Annotated in this window: 16 protein-coding genes and 3 pseudogenes; 3 read left to right on the forward strand and 16 right to left on the reverse strand. The window is 63.1% G+C overall.

Going from position 1 to position 17632, the window contains the following annotated elements:
- Positions 1–337: 337 nt before the first annotated feature.
- Entirely contained in the window at positions 338–1219 is an 882-nt protein-coding gene (locus tag JHC99_RS10585) for a pirin family protein (protein ID WP_292154046.1), read from the reverse strand.
- Positions 1220–1352: 133 nt separating this feature from the next.
- Here JHC99_RS10585 and JHC99_RS10590 point away from each other — a divergent pair, with 133 nt between their 5' ends.
- Positions 1353–2273, forward strand: coding sequence for a LysR family transcriptional regulator (locus JHC99_RS10590; protein ID WP_292154048.1), 921 nt, complete (start codon positions 1353–1355; stop codon positions 2271–2273).
- A 39-nt stretch (positions 2274–2312) separates the two neighbouring features.
- On the opposite strand, the gene JHC99_RS10595 is transcribed toward JHC99_RS10590, so the two are convergent.
- From JHC99_RS10595 to wrbA, 5 genes are all read right to left on the reverse strand, one after another.
- Positions 2313–2777 (reverse strand): ester cyclase, encoded by a 465-nt coding sequence (locus JHC99_RS10595; RefSeq protein WP_292154050.1) that lies wholly within the window; start codon positions 2775–2777, stop codon positions 2313–2315.
- A gap of 137 nt (positions 2778–2914) precedes the next feature.
- Positions 2915–3892, reverse strand: a complete 978-nt coding sequence (locus JHC99_RS10600; RefSeq protein ID WP_292154051.1) for an MBL fold metallo-hydrolase — start codon at positions 3890–3892, stop codon at positions 2915–2917.
- 80 nt (positions 3893–3972) lie between these two features.
- Complete coding sequence (locus JHC99_RS10605) at positions 3973–4749, reverse strand: SDR family oxidoreductase (RefSeq protein ID WP_292154052.1); 777 nt, start codon at positions 4747–4749, stop codon at positions 3973–3975.
- A 44-nt stretch (positions 4750–4793) separates the two neighbouring features.
- A complete protein-coding gene (locus tag JHC99_RS10610; RefSeq protein ID WP_292154054.1) occupies positions 4794–6398 on the reverse strand; it encodes a GMC family oxidoreductase N-terminal domain-containing protein in 1605 nt (534 codons plus the stop codon).
- Between the two features lie 124 nt (positions 6399–6522).
- Complete coding sequence (gene wrbA / locus JHC99_RS10615; RefSeq protein WP_292154055.1) at positions 6523–7170, reverse strand: NAD(P)H:quinone oxidoreductase; 648 nt, start codon at positions 7168–7170, stop codon at positions 6523–6525.
- A gap of 245 nt (positions 7171–7415) precedes the next feature.
- Between wrbA and JHC99_RS10620 the strand changes: the two are divergent.
- A pseudogene (locus tag JHC99_RS10620) lies at positions 7416–7511 on the forward strand (DDE-type integrase/transposase/recombinase); the annotation flags it as partial.
- A 233-nt stretch (positions 7512–7744) separates the two neighbouring features.
- Here the strand turns inward: JHC99_RS10620 and JHC99_RS10625 are convergent.
- From JHC99_RS10625 to JHC99_RS10645, 5 genes and pseudogenes are all read right to left on the reverse strand, one after another.
- A pseudogene (locus tag JHC99_RS10625) lies at positions 7745–7837 on the reverse strand (transposase); the annotation flags it as partial.
- A 105-nt stretch (positions 7838–7942) separates the two neighbouring features.
- On the reverse strand, positions 7943–9292 hold the full coding sequence (locus JHC99_RS10630) for an NtaA/DmoA family FMN-dependent monooxygenase (protein ID WP_292154057.1): 1350 nt from the start codon (positions 9290–9292) through the stop codon (positions 7943–7945).
- 69 nt (positions 9293–9361) lie between these two features.
- Positions 9362–10852: a DHA2 family efflux MFS transporter permease subunit gene (locus JHC99_RS10635; RefSeq protein WP_292154059.1), complete on the reverse strand. Its 1491-nt coding sequence runs from the start codon at positions 10850–10852 to the stop codon at positions 9362–9364.
- A 95-nt stretch (positions 10853–10947) separates the two neighbouring features.
- Positions 10948–11682, reverse strand: a complete 735-nt coding sequence (locus tag JHC99_RS10640; RefSeq protein ID WP_292154061.1) for an NAD(P)-binding domain-containing protein — start codon at positions 11680–11682, stop codon at positions 10948–10950.
- 156 nt (positions 11683–11838) lie between these two features.
- Entirely contained in the window at positions 11839–12318 is a 480-nt protein-coding gene (locus JHC99_RS10645) for a MarR family winged helix-turn-helix transcriptional regulator (protein ID WP_292154062.1), read from the reverse strand.
- A gap of 277 nt (positions 12319–12595) precedes the next feature.
- On the opposite strand from JHC99_RS10645, the gene JHC99_RS10650 reads away from it, so the two are divergent.
- Complete coding sequence (locus JHC99_RS10650; protein WP_292154063.1) at positions 12596–14248, forward strand: efflux transporter outer membrane subunit; 1653 nt, start codon at positions 12596–12598, stop codon at positions 14246–14248.
- Here JHC99_RS10650 and JHC99_RS10655 read toward each other — a convergent pair.
- The 5 genes and pseudogenes from JHC99_RS10655 to JHC99_RS10670 form a co-directional block, all read right to left on the reverse strand.
- Positions 14207–14560 carry a hypothetical protein gene (locus JHC99_RS10655; RefSeq protein WP_292154065.1) on the reverse strand — a complete coding sequence of 118 codons (354 nt, stop codon included), beginning with the start codon at positions 14558–14560 and terminating at the stop codon, positions 14207–14209. The genes JHC99_RS10650 and JHC99_RS10655 overlap by 42 nt on opposite strands.
- Before the next feature lie 99 nt (positions 14561–14659).
- Positions 14660–14797 (reverse strand): annotated as a pseudogene (locus JHC99_RS18810) (hypothetical protein); the annotation flags it as partial.
- A 15-nt stretch (positions 14798–14812) separates the two neighbouring features.
- Complete coding sequence (locus tag JHC99_RS10660) at positions 14813–15601, reverse strand: crotonase/enoyl-CoA hydratase family protein (protein ID WP_292154067.1); 789 nt, start codon at positions 15599–15601, stop codon at positions 14813–14815.
- A complete protein-coding gene (locus JHC99_RS10665; RefSeq protein ID WP_292154068.1) occupies positions 15601–16863 on the reverse strand; it encodes an acetyl-CoA C-acetyltransferase in 1263 nt (420 codons plus the stop codon). Before JHC99_RS10665 ends, JHC99_RS10660 begins: the two co-directional genes overlap by 1 nt.
- A 27-nt stretch (positions 16864–16890) precedes the next feature.
- On the reverse strand, positions 16891–17632 hold a 742-nt coding region (locus tag JHC99_RS10670; RefSeq protein ID WP_292154070.1), incomplete at its 5' end, for an SDR family NAD(P)-dependent oxidoreductase.

A 17632-nucleotide genomic window follows, 5' to 3' on the forward strand; every position in this document is an offset into this window, starting at 1 on the left:
GGCCGGGAACTTCTGTGTGAAGCTCAACGTCTTCACCCGCGATCGCCGCCGACGCTAAGCGTCCCCTGGCTCAAAATCGAAGGCTATCCGGTCGAGGCCCGCCGGGCATCATCCTAGGTGTAATGGTCCGACCTAGCCATGGCCTTGAGAATTTCTGACCGAGTCGGCATCAGCTGACGCGACCGTTCGGATCTGAGCGCGAAGAGTCCGTAAAAAGCTCAACTGCTTCTAACGGGCGGGCATTAATATCTGCTTAGATGCCACATTCAGCTAGGTCGTGTAGAACGCAGCGCCTGACCGCAGCTTGAGAAAGCGCGAGCTTTATAGTCTCGACGATTCAGTCGGTGGCGGTGAGAGACCTGGACGTTAAATCGGCACCGAAGCGGTCGCCCTGAGCGCGATACTCCGCATAACTGACGTCCAGTTCTGCGTCAGTGTTCATGACAAAAGGCCCGCGCGCGGCGACCGGTTCGCGAAGCGGAAGGCCGGCGAAAAGAAGCGCCCGCAGGCCAGCCTGCCCCGCTTTGACGGTAACCGCGCTGGGTGTGTCGCTAAATGTCAGCCAGGCCAGGCCGCCGGCATCCACTTTACGATCCGCTACGCCGATGCTGGCTTCGCCGTCGATCACCAGTATGAACCCGTTGTAGTCGGCGGGCAGTTGCTGCTCGAAGGCCGCGTCGGAATCCAGTCTCAGTTCCAGGCCCATGAACGGCGCGAAGTTCTGCGTGGGCGACACGGCGTCGCCAGAGCGGCCAGAGAGGACGCGCACCTCGACCCCTGGCTCAATGTGCTTTGGAACATCCGCGACCGGGATTTCCTGCACACGCGACGGTGCCAGCTTGTCGCGGCGAGGCAGGTTGATCCAGAGTTGAAGGAGATGCAGCACGCCGCCATCGGCTGATCGCTCGTCGTGAACGATACCTCGGCCAGCCGTCATCATCAGGGCGTCACCCGCAGAGATTGACCCCTTGTTGCCGTGATTGTCGTAATGCTCGATCTCGCCTTCGAGGAGGAAGGTGAAGGTTTCCATGCCTCGGTGCGGGTGCGGTTCGAAAACACCCGGGCCAGCCCAGTCCTCCATGAGGAGAAGAAAGGGATCGGTCGCTGCCCAATCGCCCGGAGGCATAAGGCGACGCACCTTGTGGCTATCGGTGTATCCTCGTTCAACCTGGGGGATATTGATGCGGGCGACTTCGCGCTGCGGCAGGGCGTTCGTCATAAGATGCTCCTTGGCCGGCGATCACATGCGCCCAGCGGTTTATAAAGCTATGAACGAGACAATCGTGTTGTAAGGGCGCTGAATGGAACGCCACGTTTCCTTGCGGCGACAATGAGAGGCGGATATTTTTCCCATGCAGAACATGGATGATTTCGCGTATTTCCATGCTGTCGTAAGCTATCAGGGCTTTACAGCAGCCGCCCGGCACGTCGGCGTTCCCAAGGGAACGCTCAGCAAACGGGTCGCCCGGCTGGAGGAGCGGCTGCAGGTCCGGCTTCTCGAACGCTCGACGCGGCAGCTTCGGCTGACGGACGTCGGGCGCGCCGTGTTTCAACAATGCGAAGTGATGATGGCGGGATGGGAGGCGGCGGAGGCGGTCGCTGTCAACGCGCGTGTGGAGCCCAACGGTCTGATCCGCATGAGCTGTCCACAGGGCCTCGTGCAGAACCTCGTAGGCTGCATGCTCCGGCGATTTCTTGTCGCGTATCCGAAGGTGCGGATCCAGTTGAAGGAGCTGAACCGGCCGGCGGATCTGATCGAAGACGGCGTCGACATCGCGCTCAGAGCCCGCACGATCGTCGAGGCTGACGCCGCCTCTATCGTACGAAAGTTGGGTCGCTCGCGTCGGGTTCTGGCGATGAGCCCTGACCTTTCGCATCATCTCGGTCAGACACTGACGATCGATGGGCTTTCGACCCTGCCAACGCTGGCGATGGGCGAAGAGGAAGAATTCTGGACGCTTTACGGTCCCGAGGGCGTTGAGCGCCAGGTGGCAATCCAGCCCCGTCTGCTATGCAGCGATTTCGAGGTGTTGCGTCGTGCCGCGATCGACGGCCTCGGCATCGCGCTTTTGCCGGAACATATCGCAAAGACCAGCTTCGCTCGTGGCGAGCTCATTCACGCCCTGCCCGAGTGGCACACCGTCTACGGTTTTGTGTACGCGGTCTTCTCAAGCCGCAAGGGACTGACGCCGGCACTGCGAGCCTTGATCGACTTTCTCGCCGGTGAGTTCGATCATGAGCAACCGCCCGCCGAGCGGCCTGAAAATCCCTGAACCATCGGCGGCATCTGTTCCGCAGGACGCCGTTGGCGTCTAAGTCGGCCGCACGACGGCCAGTTGCTGCGTCAGCTTGAGCAACTCTTCGACGTGGGACATCTCGACGATCTTGCCATCGACAATACGCATGATGTCGATGCCCTGGATCGAGACGGGGTTGCCGCTGGCCGCGACACCGAATGCGTCGCCGGTGTGGGTTGCGGTCATCTCCCAACGCAAGACGACCCAGCCCTCGGGCAGTTCCTGATAGAAGAGGATCCGGTGCTGCGTGCCGGTGAATCCGACACGCACTGCCGCGATCGACGCCCGCATGCCGTCGATGTGCGAACTCGAGCCTGGAGCCGCATTGTGGTCGATGAGATTTGGCGAAAACACCTCATCGGCCCCGGCGACATCACCAGTGTCGTAAAGCTCAAGTTCTCGGAACGCGACGCGCAGCGGAATGGATGTGGCAGAGCGAACCATTTCGCTTGATGTGTTTAGTTTGCGGTCAACATTCATGATGCGCTCCTGAGCTTGAAATCTGGAAAAATGGTGCCGAGTTCTGGCCAACCAGCTGCACCGAGCTCACTGTCACTGCGAGCAGCCCCAGCGGTACCGCGAGCTCGGCAAAGCCGTTTCGGATGCTTCAACGAAGGTTATCGGTTGGCCGAATATTCTGCAGGAATGTAAGCGTAACCTTCGTCCTTGATGATGATGTGCCCCATACCTGGAAACGGTAAATGGGCGCCGGCTATCCATTGGCGCTGGGCCGCCACGTCCCGAAGGACGGTCTGACGAACAGCGCGTCCCTCATTTTCGTCGAAGTCGAACGCCATGGAATAGTCGGGGTGCGCGAACTGCAGTTGGGGCACGTGGACCAGATCGCCCAACAGCATGAGCCGTTCGCCCCTGCTTTCGACCTCATAGACGATATGGCCCTGTGAATGACCGGGCGCCGGACGCGCAACAACACCGGGAGTGACTTCCGTTTCTTCGGCCAGAGGCACAAGCGCGCCGTCAGAGCGATAAGCTGCCGTGAGCGCCGCCGCGGCGGAGAAATTGATTTCCTCCAAATCCGCAGCGGCCTTGCTTCGGGCTGGATCGGAGTAGTGGTCCAGGTCGGCCGCCCCGACGCGGATCGACGCATTGGGATAGGCGGGCTGGCCTTCGATCACCAGTCCGCCGGAATGATCGCCGTGGATGTGCGTCAGAAGGACGAGGTCCACCTGCTCAGGTCGATAACCGGCGGCGATCAGGTTTTGGCGGACCTGCCCCAAAGACGGACCATAAAGTGCGCCGCCGCCGGCATCGACGAGGATCAACTGCCGGCCTGTATCGATCAGAAAGGCGTTGACCGACATCTCCATCGGCAGTCGCGCGAACGCGGCTTCGAATGACGCAGCGACTTCACCCGGGCCGGGTCCATGAAGCAGTTGGTCTACCGGCATATCAGACGTGCCGTCGCTCAGCGAAGTGATCGTGAATTCACCAAGCTTCCACTTGTAGAAGCCCGGCGCCTGTCTCGGCATCACCTGCACAGCCGCAGCGGGATCGACTTCCGCCGCGGCCGCGACCGCTGGAACTGTGACGCCCAGAGCGAGCGTCATGGCGAGGGATCGAACGAGTTTCTTCATGGTCACTCTTGTGAATTCAGGTCCAGGCTGACGGCTCGGGAGCCTGCCCGGGCAGAGCCCAGGCAGGTCCTCTGTCTCGTTCAGATGGTGTCGATGACGCCGCCATCGACACGAAGCGCCGCGCCCGTCGTGGCCGAGGCTTGCGGCGAAGTCAGATAGACGACCATGTTCGCGACTTCTTCCACCGTTGCGGCGCGCCTGATGATCGAAGCGGGATAGTCGCTCTTGACCAGATCGTTCGCCAAGTCCTCGATCGACCGGTCGCTGTCCGGGTGAAGCTGCTTGAGCAGGTCCGTGACGCTTTCGGACAAGGTCAGGCCTGGCAACACGGAGTTCACGGTCACGCCGGTGCCGGCCATGCGCTTGGCGAGCCCGCGAGCCAGGCCGATGTCAGCCGCCTTGCTGACCCCGTAATGGATCATGTCCGACGGGATCGTGAAGCCGGATTCCGAGCCCAGCACCACAAACCGTCCCCACCCCTTCGCAGCCATCGCTGGCAAATAGGAACGTGCAAGGCGCACGCCCACCATGACGTTGATATTCCAGTGCCGTTCCCAGATGGCGTCGTCGCTTTCGAAGAAATCGGCCTTCTGGATGATGCCCAGATTGCTGATCACGATGTCTGCTTCCGGCACGACGTCGAGCAGGGTCTGATGCCCCTCCATAGTACCGAGTTCGGCGACGACGCCACGCACCGTTCCGCCGACCTCGGCGACGGCAGCATCGACTTCCTCGCTGGTCCGGCCATTCAGGAACACCGTCGCGCCGGCGGCCGCCAGCCCTCGAACGATGCCGAGCCCGATGCCGGCTGTGGAGCCGGTTACCAGGGCAGTTTTGCCGGAGAGATCGATGTTCATTTCAGTAATCCGTTGAACGAAGGTGGAAGAAGTCGATGGTGTCGTCAGCCGGCCCGGACGAGATCTGCGCCCTTTTCGCCGATCATCAGCACGGCCGGGTTGATGTTGCCCGAAGTAAGGGCCGGCATCACCGAGGCGTCGATCACGCGCAAACCGTCGATGCCGCGAACCCTCAGGTTGGCGTCCAGAACCGCCATGTCATCGTTGCCCATGCGCGCGGTGCCTGCGTAGTGGAAGCCCGTGTTCGCGCTTTCGCGAATGAACGAAAGCAGGCCTTCGTCGCTTTCACCACGCGTGCCTGGATCGATCTCCTCGACCACGTGCCGGGCCAGAGGCCCCGTCTGGCTCAGACGCTTCGCGAAGCGCATCCCGTACATCATGGTATCGACGTCGCTCTGCGCCGACAGGTGATTGAACACGACCGACGGCGCCGCCTTCGGGTCGGCCGATGCAAGCCGTACGTACCCGCGGCTTTCGGGGCGTGACTTGAACATCGCAATCCGAAACCCGGATTTCTTGTTCAAGCCCCAGCCCGTCTCGTCAGGAAGGAACGGCAAAAAGTGCATCAGAACGTCCGCCTCCTCCAGGCCGTCGCGCGAGCGGAGGTAGGCGATGACGGAGGACGGGCCGTTGGTCAGCGCACCATTGCGCGGACCGACGTAATAGTTGATCCCCGCCTTCAGCTGCGACACTGGGTTATTCACGGCTCGGTTGAACGTATATGGACTATTGGTGACAAAGGTTCGTCCGGTTTGGACGTGATCCATCAGGTTCTCGCCAACCCCGTTCAGCTCTTGAACCACTGGCACCCCGTGCGCCTGCAACAGCGCGCCGGGGCCGATACCGGACAACTGCAGAAGGTGGGGCGTATGCAGCGCTCCTGCGCTCAATATGACTTCGCGTGCCGCACGCACCTCTTGCACCTGACCGCCACGTTCGTAGCTCACGCCGACTGCGCGCCGACCCTCCAGCACGATCCGGGTAACCAGGGCTTCCGTCACGATGTGGAGATTGGGACGCGAGCGATTGGGCTTGATGTAGGCTTCGGCAGTCGAGGAGCGACGACCGTTCCGGGTATCCAGCGGGACGTACCCGACACCGTCGCGCTCTGCGCCGTTGAAATCGTCGTTGCGTGGAAGGCCGGTTTCCATGGCTGCGGCGATGAAGGCGTCGGCCAACGGCGTCTTCCACCGCGCGTTTTCGACGCCTGTCGGGCCGTCGCCCCCATGATATTCGTCGGCTCCGCCCGCCCAGCTTTCCAGCTTCTTGAAATAGGGCAGGGTGTCGGCGGCGCTCCATCCGGTCGCGCCCATCCGGGCCCAATCGTCATAGTCGAACGGCAGACCGCGTGTGAAGACCAGCCCATTCACCGCGCTGGACCCACCGATCACCCTGCCGTGCGGCAACGGGAAACTGCGACCCTTGAGGCCCGGCTCCGCCAGCGTCTGGTAGTTCCACATATAGCGATCGTCGATGAGGATCTTGGCGAAGCCGATCGGCACCTTGGACCAATAGCTGGTGTCCTCGGGGCCTGCCTCAAGCAGAAGAACCCTGATCTTCGGGTCTTCAGTGAGTCGGGTGGCTACAACGGCGCCCGCCGACCCGGCCCCTACGACGATATAGTCGTATTCGGTGCTCTCTTTCGACATCTTGATCTCCTTGCGACGCGTTGGTCGCATGTGACTGTTCATCCGGCTGACAGTTTTGGCCGTGCGCGGATGTTCCAGTAGCGAGCCACCAGGCCCGAAACGCCGCGAAGTTGGTTTGTGGTTTTTAGCTTTGCGGTGCTGAAGGCTCTGCCGGTTCGCCAGACAGCTGCTCGCGATTATCGGCCAGGACGCGGGCGAACCTGGCCACGCGCGAACCTTGTTGCCAAGCAGCCGCGATAACCTCTTCGGGCAAGGGCCCGCCTCGGGGGTCGGTGAAACTGACGCCGTAGGGGTTCCCGCCGGCTGCGGTATAGGCCGAGTGGGTGAACCCGACCGGGACGATCACGGAGCCCCAGTGATAGAAGACGTTCTGCAAGGCCAGGAGCGTCGCTTCCTGGCCACCATGCACATTGCCCGCTCCGGTGAAGGCGCCGGCGGCCTTGTCCTGCAGCTTGCCCGTGAACCACTTCCCGCCACAGGTATCGATGAACTGCTTCATCTGCGCGGCCGGCAACCCAAAGCGGGTCGGGCTACCGAGCAGGAATCCGTCAGCCCATTCCAGGTCATCGGGCGTCGCGATTGCAACGGCTGCGGTCTCGTCCACATGTGTTCGCCAAGCAGGGTTGCTGTCGATGGCGGCGTCTGGCGCCAATTCCTCGACCTTGAGGAGGCGGACCTCCGCGCCTGCAGCAGCGGCCCCTTCGGCAGCAGCCTTAGCGAGGCGGTAGGTTGACCCGGTGCTGCTATAGTAGATGATTGCGATCTTCGTCATTGCAGTCTTAACCCTCTAATCCGATGGCTGTTCTGCAAGACATCTAAGCTCACGGGCGTCAGTTATTAGAGATGGCGGCGGCGACGCAGCGTTTCGCTCTGGAAACAGTCTTGGAAGTTGAGCGTCATAACATCGCTTTGGTCGCGATCCAGCGCCGGCAATAAATAGCTAGCGGTGCTGACGATCAAGTTCAAACCGCTGATCGACTTCTATTGAAGAGGCGGCGTCCAGCGCTTTCGCCGCGCTGGCATCTAGACGAAGTGGTTTGCAACATCGGTGGCAAGCGGATGTATCTATGGCGCGCCGTCGATGACGTAGGCGAGGTCCTCGACGTCCTCGTTTAGCGCCGGCGGGATACGGAGGCAGCGCTGAAGCTGATCGAATTGACGGCCGGGTAGGGGGCTTTCGACTTGGTGAAGCTAACCTGACAAGCCCCCGTCGCTTTCCTGCCGAGGTTATCCGCCACGCCGTCTACTTCCGTTTCAGCCTTAATATCCGTGATGTTGAGGAGCTTATGGCTGCGCGTGGCAGTCTCGTTTAGCGCCCCCCAGCATCACGTCCTACAGCCGGTCTGTGTCCAGCGGCGGAACTGGCGGTAGACCGACTTCCAAGCCCCTAAATGGCTGTGCAGATCCCGCCAAGCCGTCCCCGTCCGGGCGATCCAGAACGAGCTGCTGAATGGGACATTGTTCCAATCCCTACCGCACGCCCGCAGCGTGCTGGAGGCCTGGCGGCGCTACTACAAAGAAACCCGGCCGCACTTGAGGACGGGCTATCGAGATCCTTCCCGTGCGCCCCCGATACGGAGATCGACGCCGTACTGGGCCGGCGCACCGAGGTGGTCGCGCAGGGTCTCGCCCTCGTACTCGCGGTGAAAAAGACCGCGCTCCTGCAGGATCGGGACGACGCCGTCGACCAGAAGGTCAAGCCCGTCGTCATAGGCGTCAGGGATCATCCAGAAGCCGTCCGCGGCCTCAGCTTCGAACCATTCCTGCATATGGTCGGCGACGTCGGTCACGGTCCCGGCCACGACCGGCTGGTAGTCGATCACCCCGTGGGCCAGGATATCGCGCAGACTCCATCCTTCGCGCGCGACCTCCAGCGCCCTCACCGCACGCGCATCGCCGCCCGTCGTACGGGCTGCGGAGATTTGCTCGGGCGACAGCGGCTTATCAAGCTGCATGAGGTCCAGGCGCACCCCCAGCATCTGCTGAATATAACCCGCGCGCTGCTCGAGGACAGGGCCGCTCAATGCGATGCGGCGATCTAGTGCTGCCCGTTTGTTGTCCGCGATGCTGGTGATCACCCCGGGAAAGAATTTGATCTCGTCGGGGTTGCGACCAGCCTGCTCGGCTGCATTGCGGAAGGCGGTTCGCTGGGCGCGAGCGTCCTGGATAGAGAAGGCCCCGGCAATGAAGCCACTGGCATAGCGGCCGGCAATGTTCAGGGCATTGGGGCTGGGGCCGCCCGCGTGGAAGATCACCGGCTGCCCCTGTTCGGACGGCGGGATATAGAGCGGCCCGCGCGAGGCGACGTGATTTCCGCCCAGATTGATCGGTACGATCTGATCGGATTTGGCGTACTCGCCGGTCTCTGGGTCAGCCACCCATGCGTCCCAGCCCCAGCTTCCCCAAAGGGCTTGCACGATCTGGATCATTTCATGAGCGCGGCCATAGCGCTCTGCGCTGGAGGGAATGCGGGTGCCGTAGTTCGCAGCCACATCGTCGCTGGCAGAGGTCACCGCGTTCCAGCCGGCCCGCCCATGGCTCATAATGTCCAGCGCCTTGAACGACCGAGCCAGGTTGAAGGCCTCGTTAAAGGTCGTCGATCCGGTGGCGACGAGGCCGATCCGTTCGGTGCCGCGCGCGATCGCGGCCAGCGACATCATCGCATCGAGGTTGAACCCGGATGGCTCGTTATCGAGATCGCCGGTCACGGCGTGAGGCCCATCGGGCAGAAACAGGAACTGGAACTTGCCCCGTTCAGCCGCCTGCGCCTGCCGGACCTTGGCGTCAAAGCTGACGTACGCACGCGGATCGGCGCCCGGCATCCGCCAGGCATTGGCCATGCCGCCGTGGCCATTTCCCATGTGCATGCCGATGATCATTTGACGCTTGTTCATTGAGATACCTTTGAGGAGTGCAACTCTGCTGGATCGGCCAGCGCCATGCGCCAGCCGCCCGTATTCCGATTAATGCGCCACGACCGGTCGGCCGTTCGGCGTGGCCGATGCGGCCCGCTTCGGCATCATCAGAGCAACAAGCAGAGCGACCACGACCATGCCGCACCCGACCAGATGAGAGTGCTGGGCGCCTCGAGCCAAGGCAGGCCCGACAGTGTCGCCGCTGGTCAAGAGGGCTGCGCTCGTCGTTGTGGTCACCGCGAACGCGATCGCGATACCTGATGCGCCGGCGAGTTGCTGGATCGTGTTCATGATGGCGCTGCCGTGCGGCAGGAGGTGCTTGTTGAGAGCGCCGAGCGACGCGGCGAAAGTCGGTGTCCACAGGAAGGCTTGGCCAACGATGATGAACATGTAGGTGGCGAGCAAAAGCCAGATGTTCGTGCCTGGCGCCAGGGTCGACAGGAACCAGAGCCCGACGCCGTCAATGAGGGCGCCGGTCACCATCAGCGGGCGTGCTCCCAGACGATCATAGAACCGCCCCACAACCATTGAGATGACGATGATAGTCAGTCCGCCGGGCAAGGCGAACAGACCGGTTTGCAGCGGCGTCAGGCCGTACGAAGACTGCAGGATGAACTGCATTAGCGTCATCATGCCTGACGCGGCCGTCATGAAGAACACGGCCAACAGCGCCGGTACGGCGAAGCTGCGAATGGCGAAGGGGCGCATATCCAGCAAGGCGCGATCGAACCTTTGAAGCTGAATCTGCCGCGCGACGAACAATCCGACGACCCCGAAGCCGACTGCAAGCGAAGCCCAGGGGGAAACGACGAATGAGTGCCCGGGGGCTTCGCCAAACGCGGCGAGCCCATAGACCACGCCAGCAAAACCGATAGCGGACAGCAGCACGGACAGGCCGTCAATCTTGGACTTGCGCAGGGTGCTCGGCACCCGGATTTGCCAATTCCCGACGAGCAGGCAGATGACCGCGATCGGGAGTATCGCGACGAACAGCCATCTCCAGTCGGCTACCGAAAGAATGGCTCCGGAGATGGCTGGTCCGAATGCCGGTGCTGTCGACGTTGAAACCGTCAGCAACGCCATCATTCGCCCGGTCCGGGAAGGCGGCGCCAGTGCTGCGACGGCCGTGAACGCGAGGGGTGTCGCGATGGCGGTGCCGACAGCCTGAATGGCGCGTGCCACCAGCAGGACGGGGAAGTTTGGAGCCAAGATCGCGACCAGCGTCCCTACCACGAACAGCGACATCGCAAAGGTAAAGACCGTTCTCATCCGGAAACGCTCAGTCAAAAAGCCGGTCGTGGGGATGACCACGGCCATCGTCAGCATATAGCCGGTGGTGAGCCATTGACCGCTAGAGGCGGTAACACCGAGATCGGCCATAACCCGCGGGAGGGCCAGTATCATCAGCATCTCATTGAGGATGACAGTGAAGGCTGATGCAATCAGCACCCCTATGGCGATTCTGGATTCGGGGGTGAGCTTGTCGCCCGTCTGGACCGGGTCAGCCGCTGCCGCCGCGGACTGTGCACTATCGACCATCTTCCAGCACTCTATTCTATAGCACACGATCAAACTGGCCGCGCGGGGGTGAGCCGAGGAGAAACACTCGACTGTCGTCGGGCGACCGATATGAATCAGATCGACAGGGTCCGGTTGTTGGCGACCATCTCGATCCTTTTCATCGGTACCTCTCCATCCATCATCGACTGCATGATCCGATCACGGTTTTCCGGAGCCCGTTCCTTGACGGCTTGCGCGAGGGCCAGCGTGACCTCTTGCGCCGTAAGGTCGGTGCAGTACGCGGGCGTTCCGGGCTGGAACCGCCAGGAGTCAGCCAATGGCCTCGCATCGACGGCGTCGAAGCCGCTGTCGCTGACCAACCCGGCGACAACAGCCTTGGCGGCTTCATCGTCGCCGGCGATCGGAATGGCGATACGGCCCGGCGCCCCGCTCTCCTGGGCCCCCTCCAGCAGGGTTTGCGACAGGATGGCGTTCCAGGCCTTGATGATCTGACGACCAAACCGCTCCGACGCCCACAGGCTCTCGACCTGGCCGGCCTTAATGGCTTCGATCACACTATCGCGGGCGGGATAGTAGTTTGAGGTGTCGATAATCACCGTTTCAGCCGACAGCCCAGCGAGTAAGGGCGCGACCTCCGGGTTGCGGTAAAAGGGGATCGAGACGATGACCACATCGACATCGACGACAGCGTCCTGTGCAGTCACAGCACGGCCGCCGGATGACGGGGTGTCAGCGCTGATCGGTTCCGGGCCGCGCGAGTTTGCGATCTTCACGTCGTGTCCAGCCGCACTGAGCCTCTGCACGAGTGTCTTACCGATAGATCCGGCACCAAGAATGCCTATCTTCATGAACCTGTTCTTTTGATGATTGCGATTTCAGCGAGCGCAGTCGGGTATCTAGGGGATGGCGCCGACGGTCTTGAAGCCGCCGGGTATAGGGAGGCGGAACGCTAGCCGTCCGCCTGGTTGGGTTGCGGGGTAAAATTAGGAGTGTCGAAACCGGGTCTATTGGCAGTCGGCCCTACCTGCAGGCCAAGCGAGGTCATCCAGCGTGCTGCGCAGGGTTGCGACCCCCTCATTATCGAGCTTGCAAGCGCTTCTGATCTGACCGCTGACCGCCAGAACGTCTGACCGAAGCGCCTCTCCAGCAGGTGTCAGACCCACCAGAACGCGCCGCTCATCCGTCACGTCACGGGTGCGTGTGACCTCGCCGGAAGCTGAGAGCCTTTTAAGCAGAGGCGTGATGGTTCCGGCGTCCATGCCGAGCTTAGCGCCAAGATCACCGACCGTGCGAGGCGTTCCAGCAAAGAGTTCGAGCAGGACGAGATATTGGGAGAAGGTCAGCCCCAACGGCTCCAGAAACGGCTTGTGCATTCGCGCCATGCGGTTGGCGGCGCCATACAAGGCGAAGGATAACTCGCTGCCGACACCAGACGTGCTGGACGCCACCTGCGCTCCGAAAAAGTTACTGCTGACCATTTCCATAGCGCGCTATGTAATCGCTCTTCGCATGACCGCAAGGCCGAAGGGACGCCAACGAGACATCGCCGCGGACGGGTCAGAGCGAACTTCGAAAAGGCTTTGAGCGCATGTGCGAACCGTCGTTGCCAGCGCCCCCCTACTCGGGAGCGCTATGGCCCCCGAATCAGACTGCGCCAGTGAGACAACCAGATCGCGGACAAGTTCGCGCTTTCGAGACTTCGGACCCGAACCCCTGCTAATCGCTTGAGGCACTTCACAGCGTCCTGGCAACGAAGTTCAGTTGTTCGTCAGCAGGGGGCGGGCGGCGCCGGTCGCCGGGTTCCCGGACGCGGGCGTGACCAACCTGGCGCAGGCCGGAGTCGGTCTTAGCGCCTTCGAGCTCGATCTGTTCGGGCGGTTGCGCGCGCAATCGGAGAGCGCCTTCCAGACCTGGCTGGCGGCGGAGGAGGGGACGAGGGCGGCGCGCATCGTGCTTAGCGCCACGGTCGCCGACGCCTATGTCGCGACGCTTGCGGCCCGTGAGCGGGAAGCTTTGATCCAGGCCACAGTCGAGGACCGGCAGGCCTCCGAACGCCTGACCCGCCAACTCCTGGAGGCTGGACAGGCGGACGCTTCGGAGATGGCCGCCGCCGAGGCGCAGGTCCGGACCGCCGAAGCGGACCTGGAGGCCGCTCGCCGCGACGCTGCAGTCGCAGGCAACGCCCTGGTCTTGGCTGTGGGACGCCCTCTGACCGGCGAGTTGGCCACCGTGCGCGGCCTCGACATCTCTCCGGTCGAGACCCTGCTCCCGGTGGGCGCTCCATCGGATCTGCTGACCCGGCGACCGGAAATTCGTCAGGCGGAGCGTAGTCTCCTGGCGGCGCGCGCCAACGTCACCGCCGCACGGCGCGCCTTTTTCCCAACTATCAGCCTGACCGGCCAGTCCGGCTACGCCAGCCCCGATCTTGACGACCTGTTCGACGGCCCGGAACTTTGGTCGTTCACGCCGCAAATCTCTGTACCGATCTTCCAGGGCGGGCGTCTCCAGTCGCAGCTCGATTTGGCGGCCGTTCGTCAGAACGCCGCCGTCGCCCGCTATGAGCTGGCGATCCAGCGAGCCTTCGCCGAAGTGTCCGATGGCCTGGCTGCGCGGCAAACCTTCGACCGGCAGATCGCCGCCCAGAATGCGGCCGTGGAGGCCTCAGCCCGTCGCGCCAGCCTGGCGGAGGCCCGATACCGCGCAGGAGTCTCGAGCCGCCTCGACCTTCTGGACGCTCAGAGACAGCTTTACGCTGCCGCCTCAATCTCCTTTCCGCCCGCTCGGCGCAAATCTCAGCGAGTATTGCGCTGTATCGCGCCTTGGGCGGCGGCCCCGGAAGCACGGAGGCTGTGGAGGGATGAGAAAGTTTTGACCGACGCCCAGCCAGACGACCACGGCTCAAGATCCGCCGACCGGACGCGGTCGCGCATACTTGTGACGGCTAGTGACCTGTTCGGCATCAACGGCTTCCATGAGACGACCATCCGGGCGATCGGCGGCGCTGCGGCGGTTGACCCCGCGATGGTCAGCCGGCATTTCGGGGGGAAAGACGAGTTGTTCGCCGCTGCCTTTGGCCACGAGCTCACGGTCGGGCTGGTGGGCGAGACGAGCACTGACGGGGAAGCGCTCATTGATGAGCGAGCGCTCCGGCGCTTTACGCGTCTCCTCGTTGCGAGCGCGTTTGCGCCGGCTTCGGTCAAAACGCTCTGCACCGACGCCGTGACAACAGTCCTGTCACGGTCGTCTACTGACTGCTCACACCGTTGGCGGACGTGGGCGGATGAGCCTACGACCCTTCAGTGCACGCTTGAACTCTTTCACGCCCTGCATCCGAGCGATCCGTCCGAGCCACTCGCACGGGCTCTCTGCGGCCTAGTCAGCCGCCGGGCACGTCACTTTAGCCGATTGGTTTAGTCCGCTCTCTGTGGCGTTGGTGGTTTGGGTCTCCGCATAGGGCCCGTAGTGCGCCTTGCGGTACTGCAGCCGGAGCCCTTCGCCTGACTCCTGCAGGAAGTAGAGAAGCTTGTGGGCCTCGAGCAAGGACACGAACGGATTCATCAGTCCGCCGATGTAGCGCTGCATGAGGACAACGAGCGCCGCTCGTCCTGGCGTCATCTTCGGGACGTCCTGACGCGGAACCATGGCGGACGCTTCGGGTGCGCCCTTCTCCACGGTCAGCCGCTTCTGCAGGCCCGCAACCAGACACTGATCGTCAAACCGAAGCATGCCCAAACGGCCGCTTCGATTTCGCTGAGACAGAGTCCCGCCAGCCACAAGGCGACAATGGCTTCCACATGTCTGCGAGCGGCAACGATAGCGCCGCGCATTGCTGGCGTTCCGGTCTGGAAAGATGAGGCCCGCTTCCTCGTAGCATCGCAGCGCTCTTACCGCGACGTCGCCTGGGCGAGTTCCTCGATCGTCAACCCTTCGGACCCACCGCCGATGGCGGCCCCGCCCAGGCAAGCGTTTCCTTGTGGCTTAGCGCCCTTTCCACTGCGGCGCGCGCTTTTCGGCGAAGGCGACGGCGCCTTCGCGAGCGTCCTCCGAGGCGAACACCGGGTCCATGATCTGGTCCTGGATCGCCCACATCTCGGTCTCGTCCCACAGGCGGGATTCGACCACCACGCGCTTAGACGCCTTGACCGCCATGGGGCCATTGGCGCTGATCTCCTCGGCCAGCAGCAGCGCCTCGTCCAGCGAGGGGCCTTCCGACAGCCGGTTAAGGAGGCCCAGATTCATCGCGCGCTCGGCAGTCAGGAAACCCCCTGTTAGGGCCAGTTCCATTGCCACGCGCGGCGGCATCTGACGCGGCAGGCGGATCAGGCCGCCCGCACGGGCGGCCAGACCCCGCTTGACCTCGGGCAGGCCAAACCTGGCGTTTCGGTTGGCCACCACCAGGTCACAGGCCAGGGCCATCTCCATGCCCCCGGCCAAGGCGTATCCGTCCACCGCCGCGATCAGCGGCTTAGCCGGAGGTGCAGTCGTCAGGCCGGCAAAGCCGCGTCCTGGAATCGACGGCCGTTCGCCACGCAGGAACCCCTTTAGGTCCATGCCTGCGCAGAAGCTCCCGCCCGCACCCGCGATGATGCCTACGGTCAGGCCATCGTCGGCATCCAGCCTGTCCATCGCAGCCGCCAGCAGAACCGCCATTGCATAGGTGGCGGCGTTCTTGGCCTTGGGCCGATTCAGGGTGACAATCAGGATACGGCCCCGCACCTCGGTCAGAACCTCCGGTGCTTCGATGACCGGCTGGTCAACATCCCGCATCAGGCGGCCTCGACCCGCTCAATGATTAGCGCTGGAGCCATGCCGCCGAACGCGCACTGAGTGATCAAGGCGTAGCGACCACCAATACGTTCCAGTTCGTCCAGCGCCGTGCCGATCAGCATGGAGCCCGTAGCACCGATGGGGTGGCCCAAGGCGATGCCGCCGCCGTTGATATTGACCTTGGCGCGGTCCAGACCCAAGTCGCGGATGGCTTTTTCGGTCACGACGGCGAAGGCCTCGTTGATCTCCCAGACGTCGATGTCAGCGACCGTCAAGCCAGCGCGTTCCAGCGCCTTTCGCGCGGCGGGCACGGGCGCGTTGAGCATCAGGGTGGGACAGTCGCCCTGGTTGACCGCAGTGACGATACGCGCGCGGGCCTTCCAGCCGTTGGCCTTCAGGCCGGCTTCTGAGGCCAGTAACAGCGCCGCCGATCCATCGACCACACCGGAAGAGGTTCCGGCATGGTGAACCGGTTCCCATTTAAGGTCCGGGTATTTGCGCTCGATCATGCCACGCATCGTGGTGCCGTCCGGGGCAGCGGGCACGTTCTCGATGGCGACAAAGGCGGGCTTTAGTTGAGCGAGACCTTCCTCCGTAGTCTGAGGACGAGGGAACTCCTCGTGGTTGAGGGCGACGGAGCCGTCGTCGTTGTAGACAGGCACGACGCTGCGATCGAACCGGCCCTCGGCGAGCGCAACTGCGGCGCGACGCTGGCTCTCGGCACCGAAGGCGTCGAGCTCGGCCCGGCCAATGCCTTCCATCGCAGCGATGGCGTCGGCTGCGACGCCCTGATGCCCGATCGGGTGGGTGTCATAGAGGGCGTAGTTGCCTTTGGCCCGGCCCAAGGGCGCGTAGGCCGTCCCCTGTTCCCAGGCGTCGGCCTCGGCATGGAAGCTCATCATCTCGGTGCCGCCAGCGATGACCACATCCTCAAACCCGGCCATCAGTTGGCCGGCGGCGAAGGCCACGCTGGTGATGCCGCCGCCGCAATAACGGTCCAGGGTCACGCCCGAGGCCTTGATGTCATAGCCTGCATAGAGGGCCGACAGCCGGCCCAAATCTCCGGCCTGCTTGCCGCGCTGCTGGCTGGTCGACCAGACGATGTCGTCGACCTTCGATGTATCGAGGGCATTGCGATCCCTCAGCGCCTTCAGCACCGTGGCACCCAGATGCTGGGGGTGCAGGTGCGCCAAGGCACCCTTGCCGATCTTGCCGATGCCGCGCGGCGTGCGGACGGCGTCGACGATATAGGCGTCGGTCATACGATGTTCCTTTGTGCGCGTGGTCGTTTAGCGGGGCGCCATGCGGATGGCGCCGTCCAGGCGGACGGTCTGGGCGTTGAAATAGCCGTTGCGAACCATCTCCATCGCCAGCGATGCGAACTCGTCGGGTCGGCCCAGGCGTTTGGGGAAGGGTACGGAGGCGCTGAGGTTGTCGAACACCTGCTGCGGCAGCTTGGCCAGCAGGGGGGTGCCGAAGATGCCGGGCATGATGGCATTGACCCGCACGCCGATGTCCATCAGGTCGCGCGCCATCGGCAGGACCATGCCGTTGATCCCCGCCTTGCCGGCGGCATAGGCCATCTGTCCGATCTGGCCGTCCTGAGCCGCGACGGACGAGGTCAGGACGATCAAGCCACGCTCGCCGTCTTCCAACGGGTCCAAACCCGCCATGCCCAGCGCCGACAGGGATGCCATGCGATAGCTGGCGATCAGGATGCCTTGTGTCGCGAACTCAAAATCCTCGGTCGAAAACCGGTTAAAGCCGCCAGCCTCCTTGTTGCGTCCGACCGTCTTGCCCTTGCGGTTGGCCATCGCACAGTGGACCAGGATGCGTTCCTGGCCGTTGGCGGCACGGGCCTGTTCCAGGCCGGCGACGACAGAGTCTTCGCTCATGATGTCGACCTTGCAGAACAGGCCGCCGATCTGTTGGGCCACCTCCTGGCCGACCTCCTCGTTGAGGTCGAAGATAGCGACCTTTGCACCCGCCGCCGCCAAGGCCTCCACCGTCGCCCGGCCCAGACCCGAAGCC

It is taken from the genome of Brevundimonas sp., assembly GCF_016463485.1.
Taxonomy (GTDB): Bacteria; Pseudomonadota; Alphaproteobacteria; order Caulobacterales; family Caulobacteraceae; genus Brevundimonas.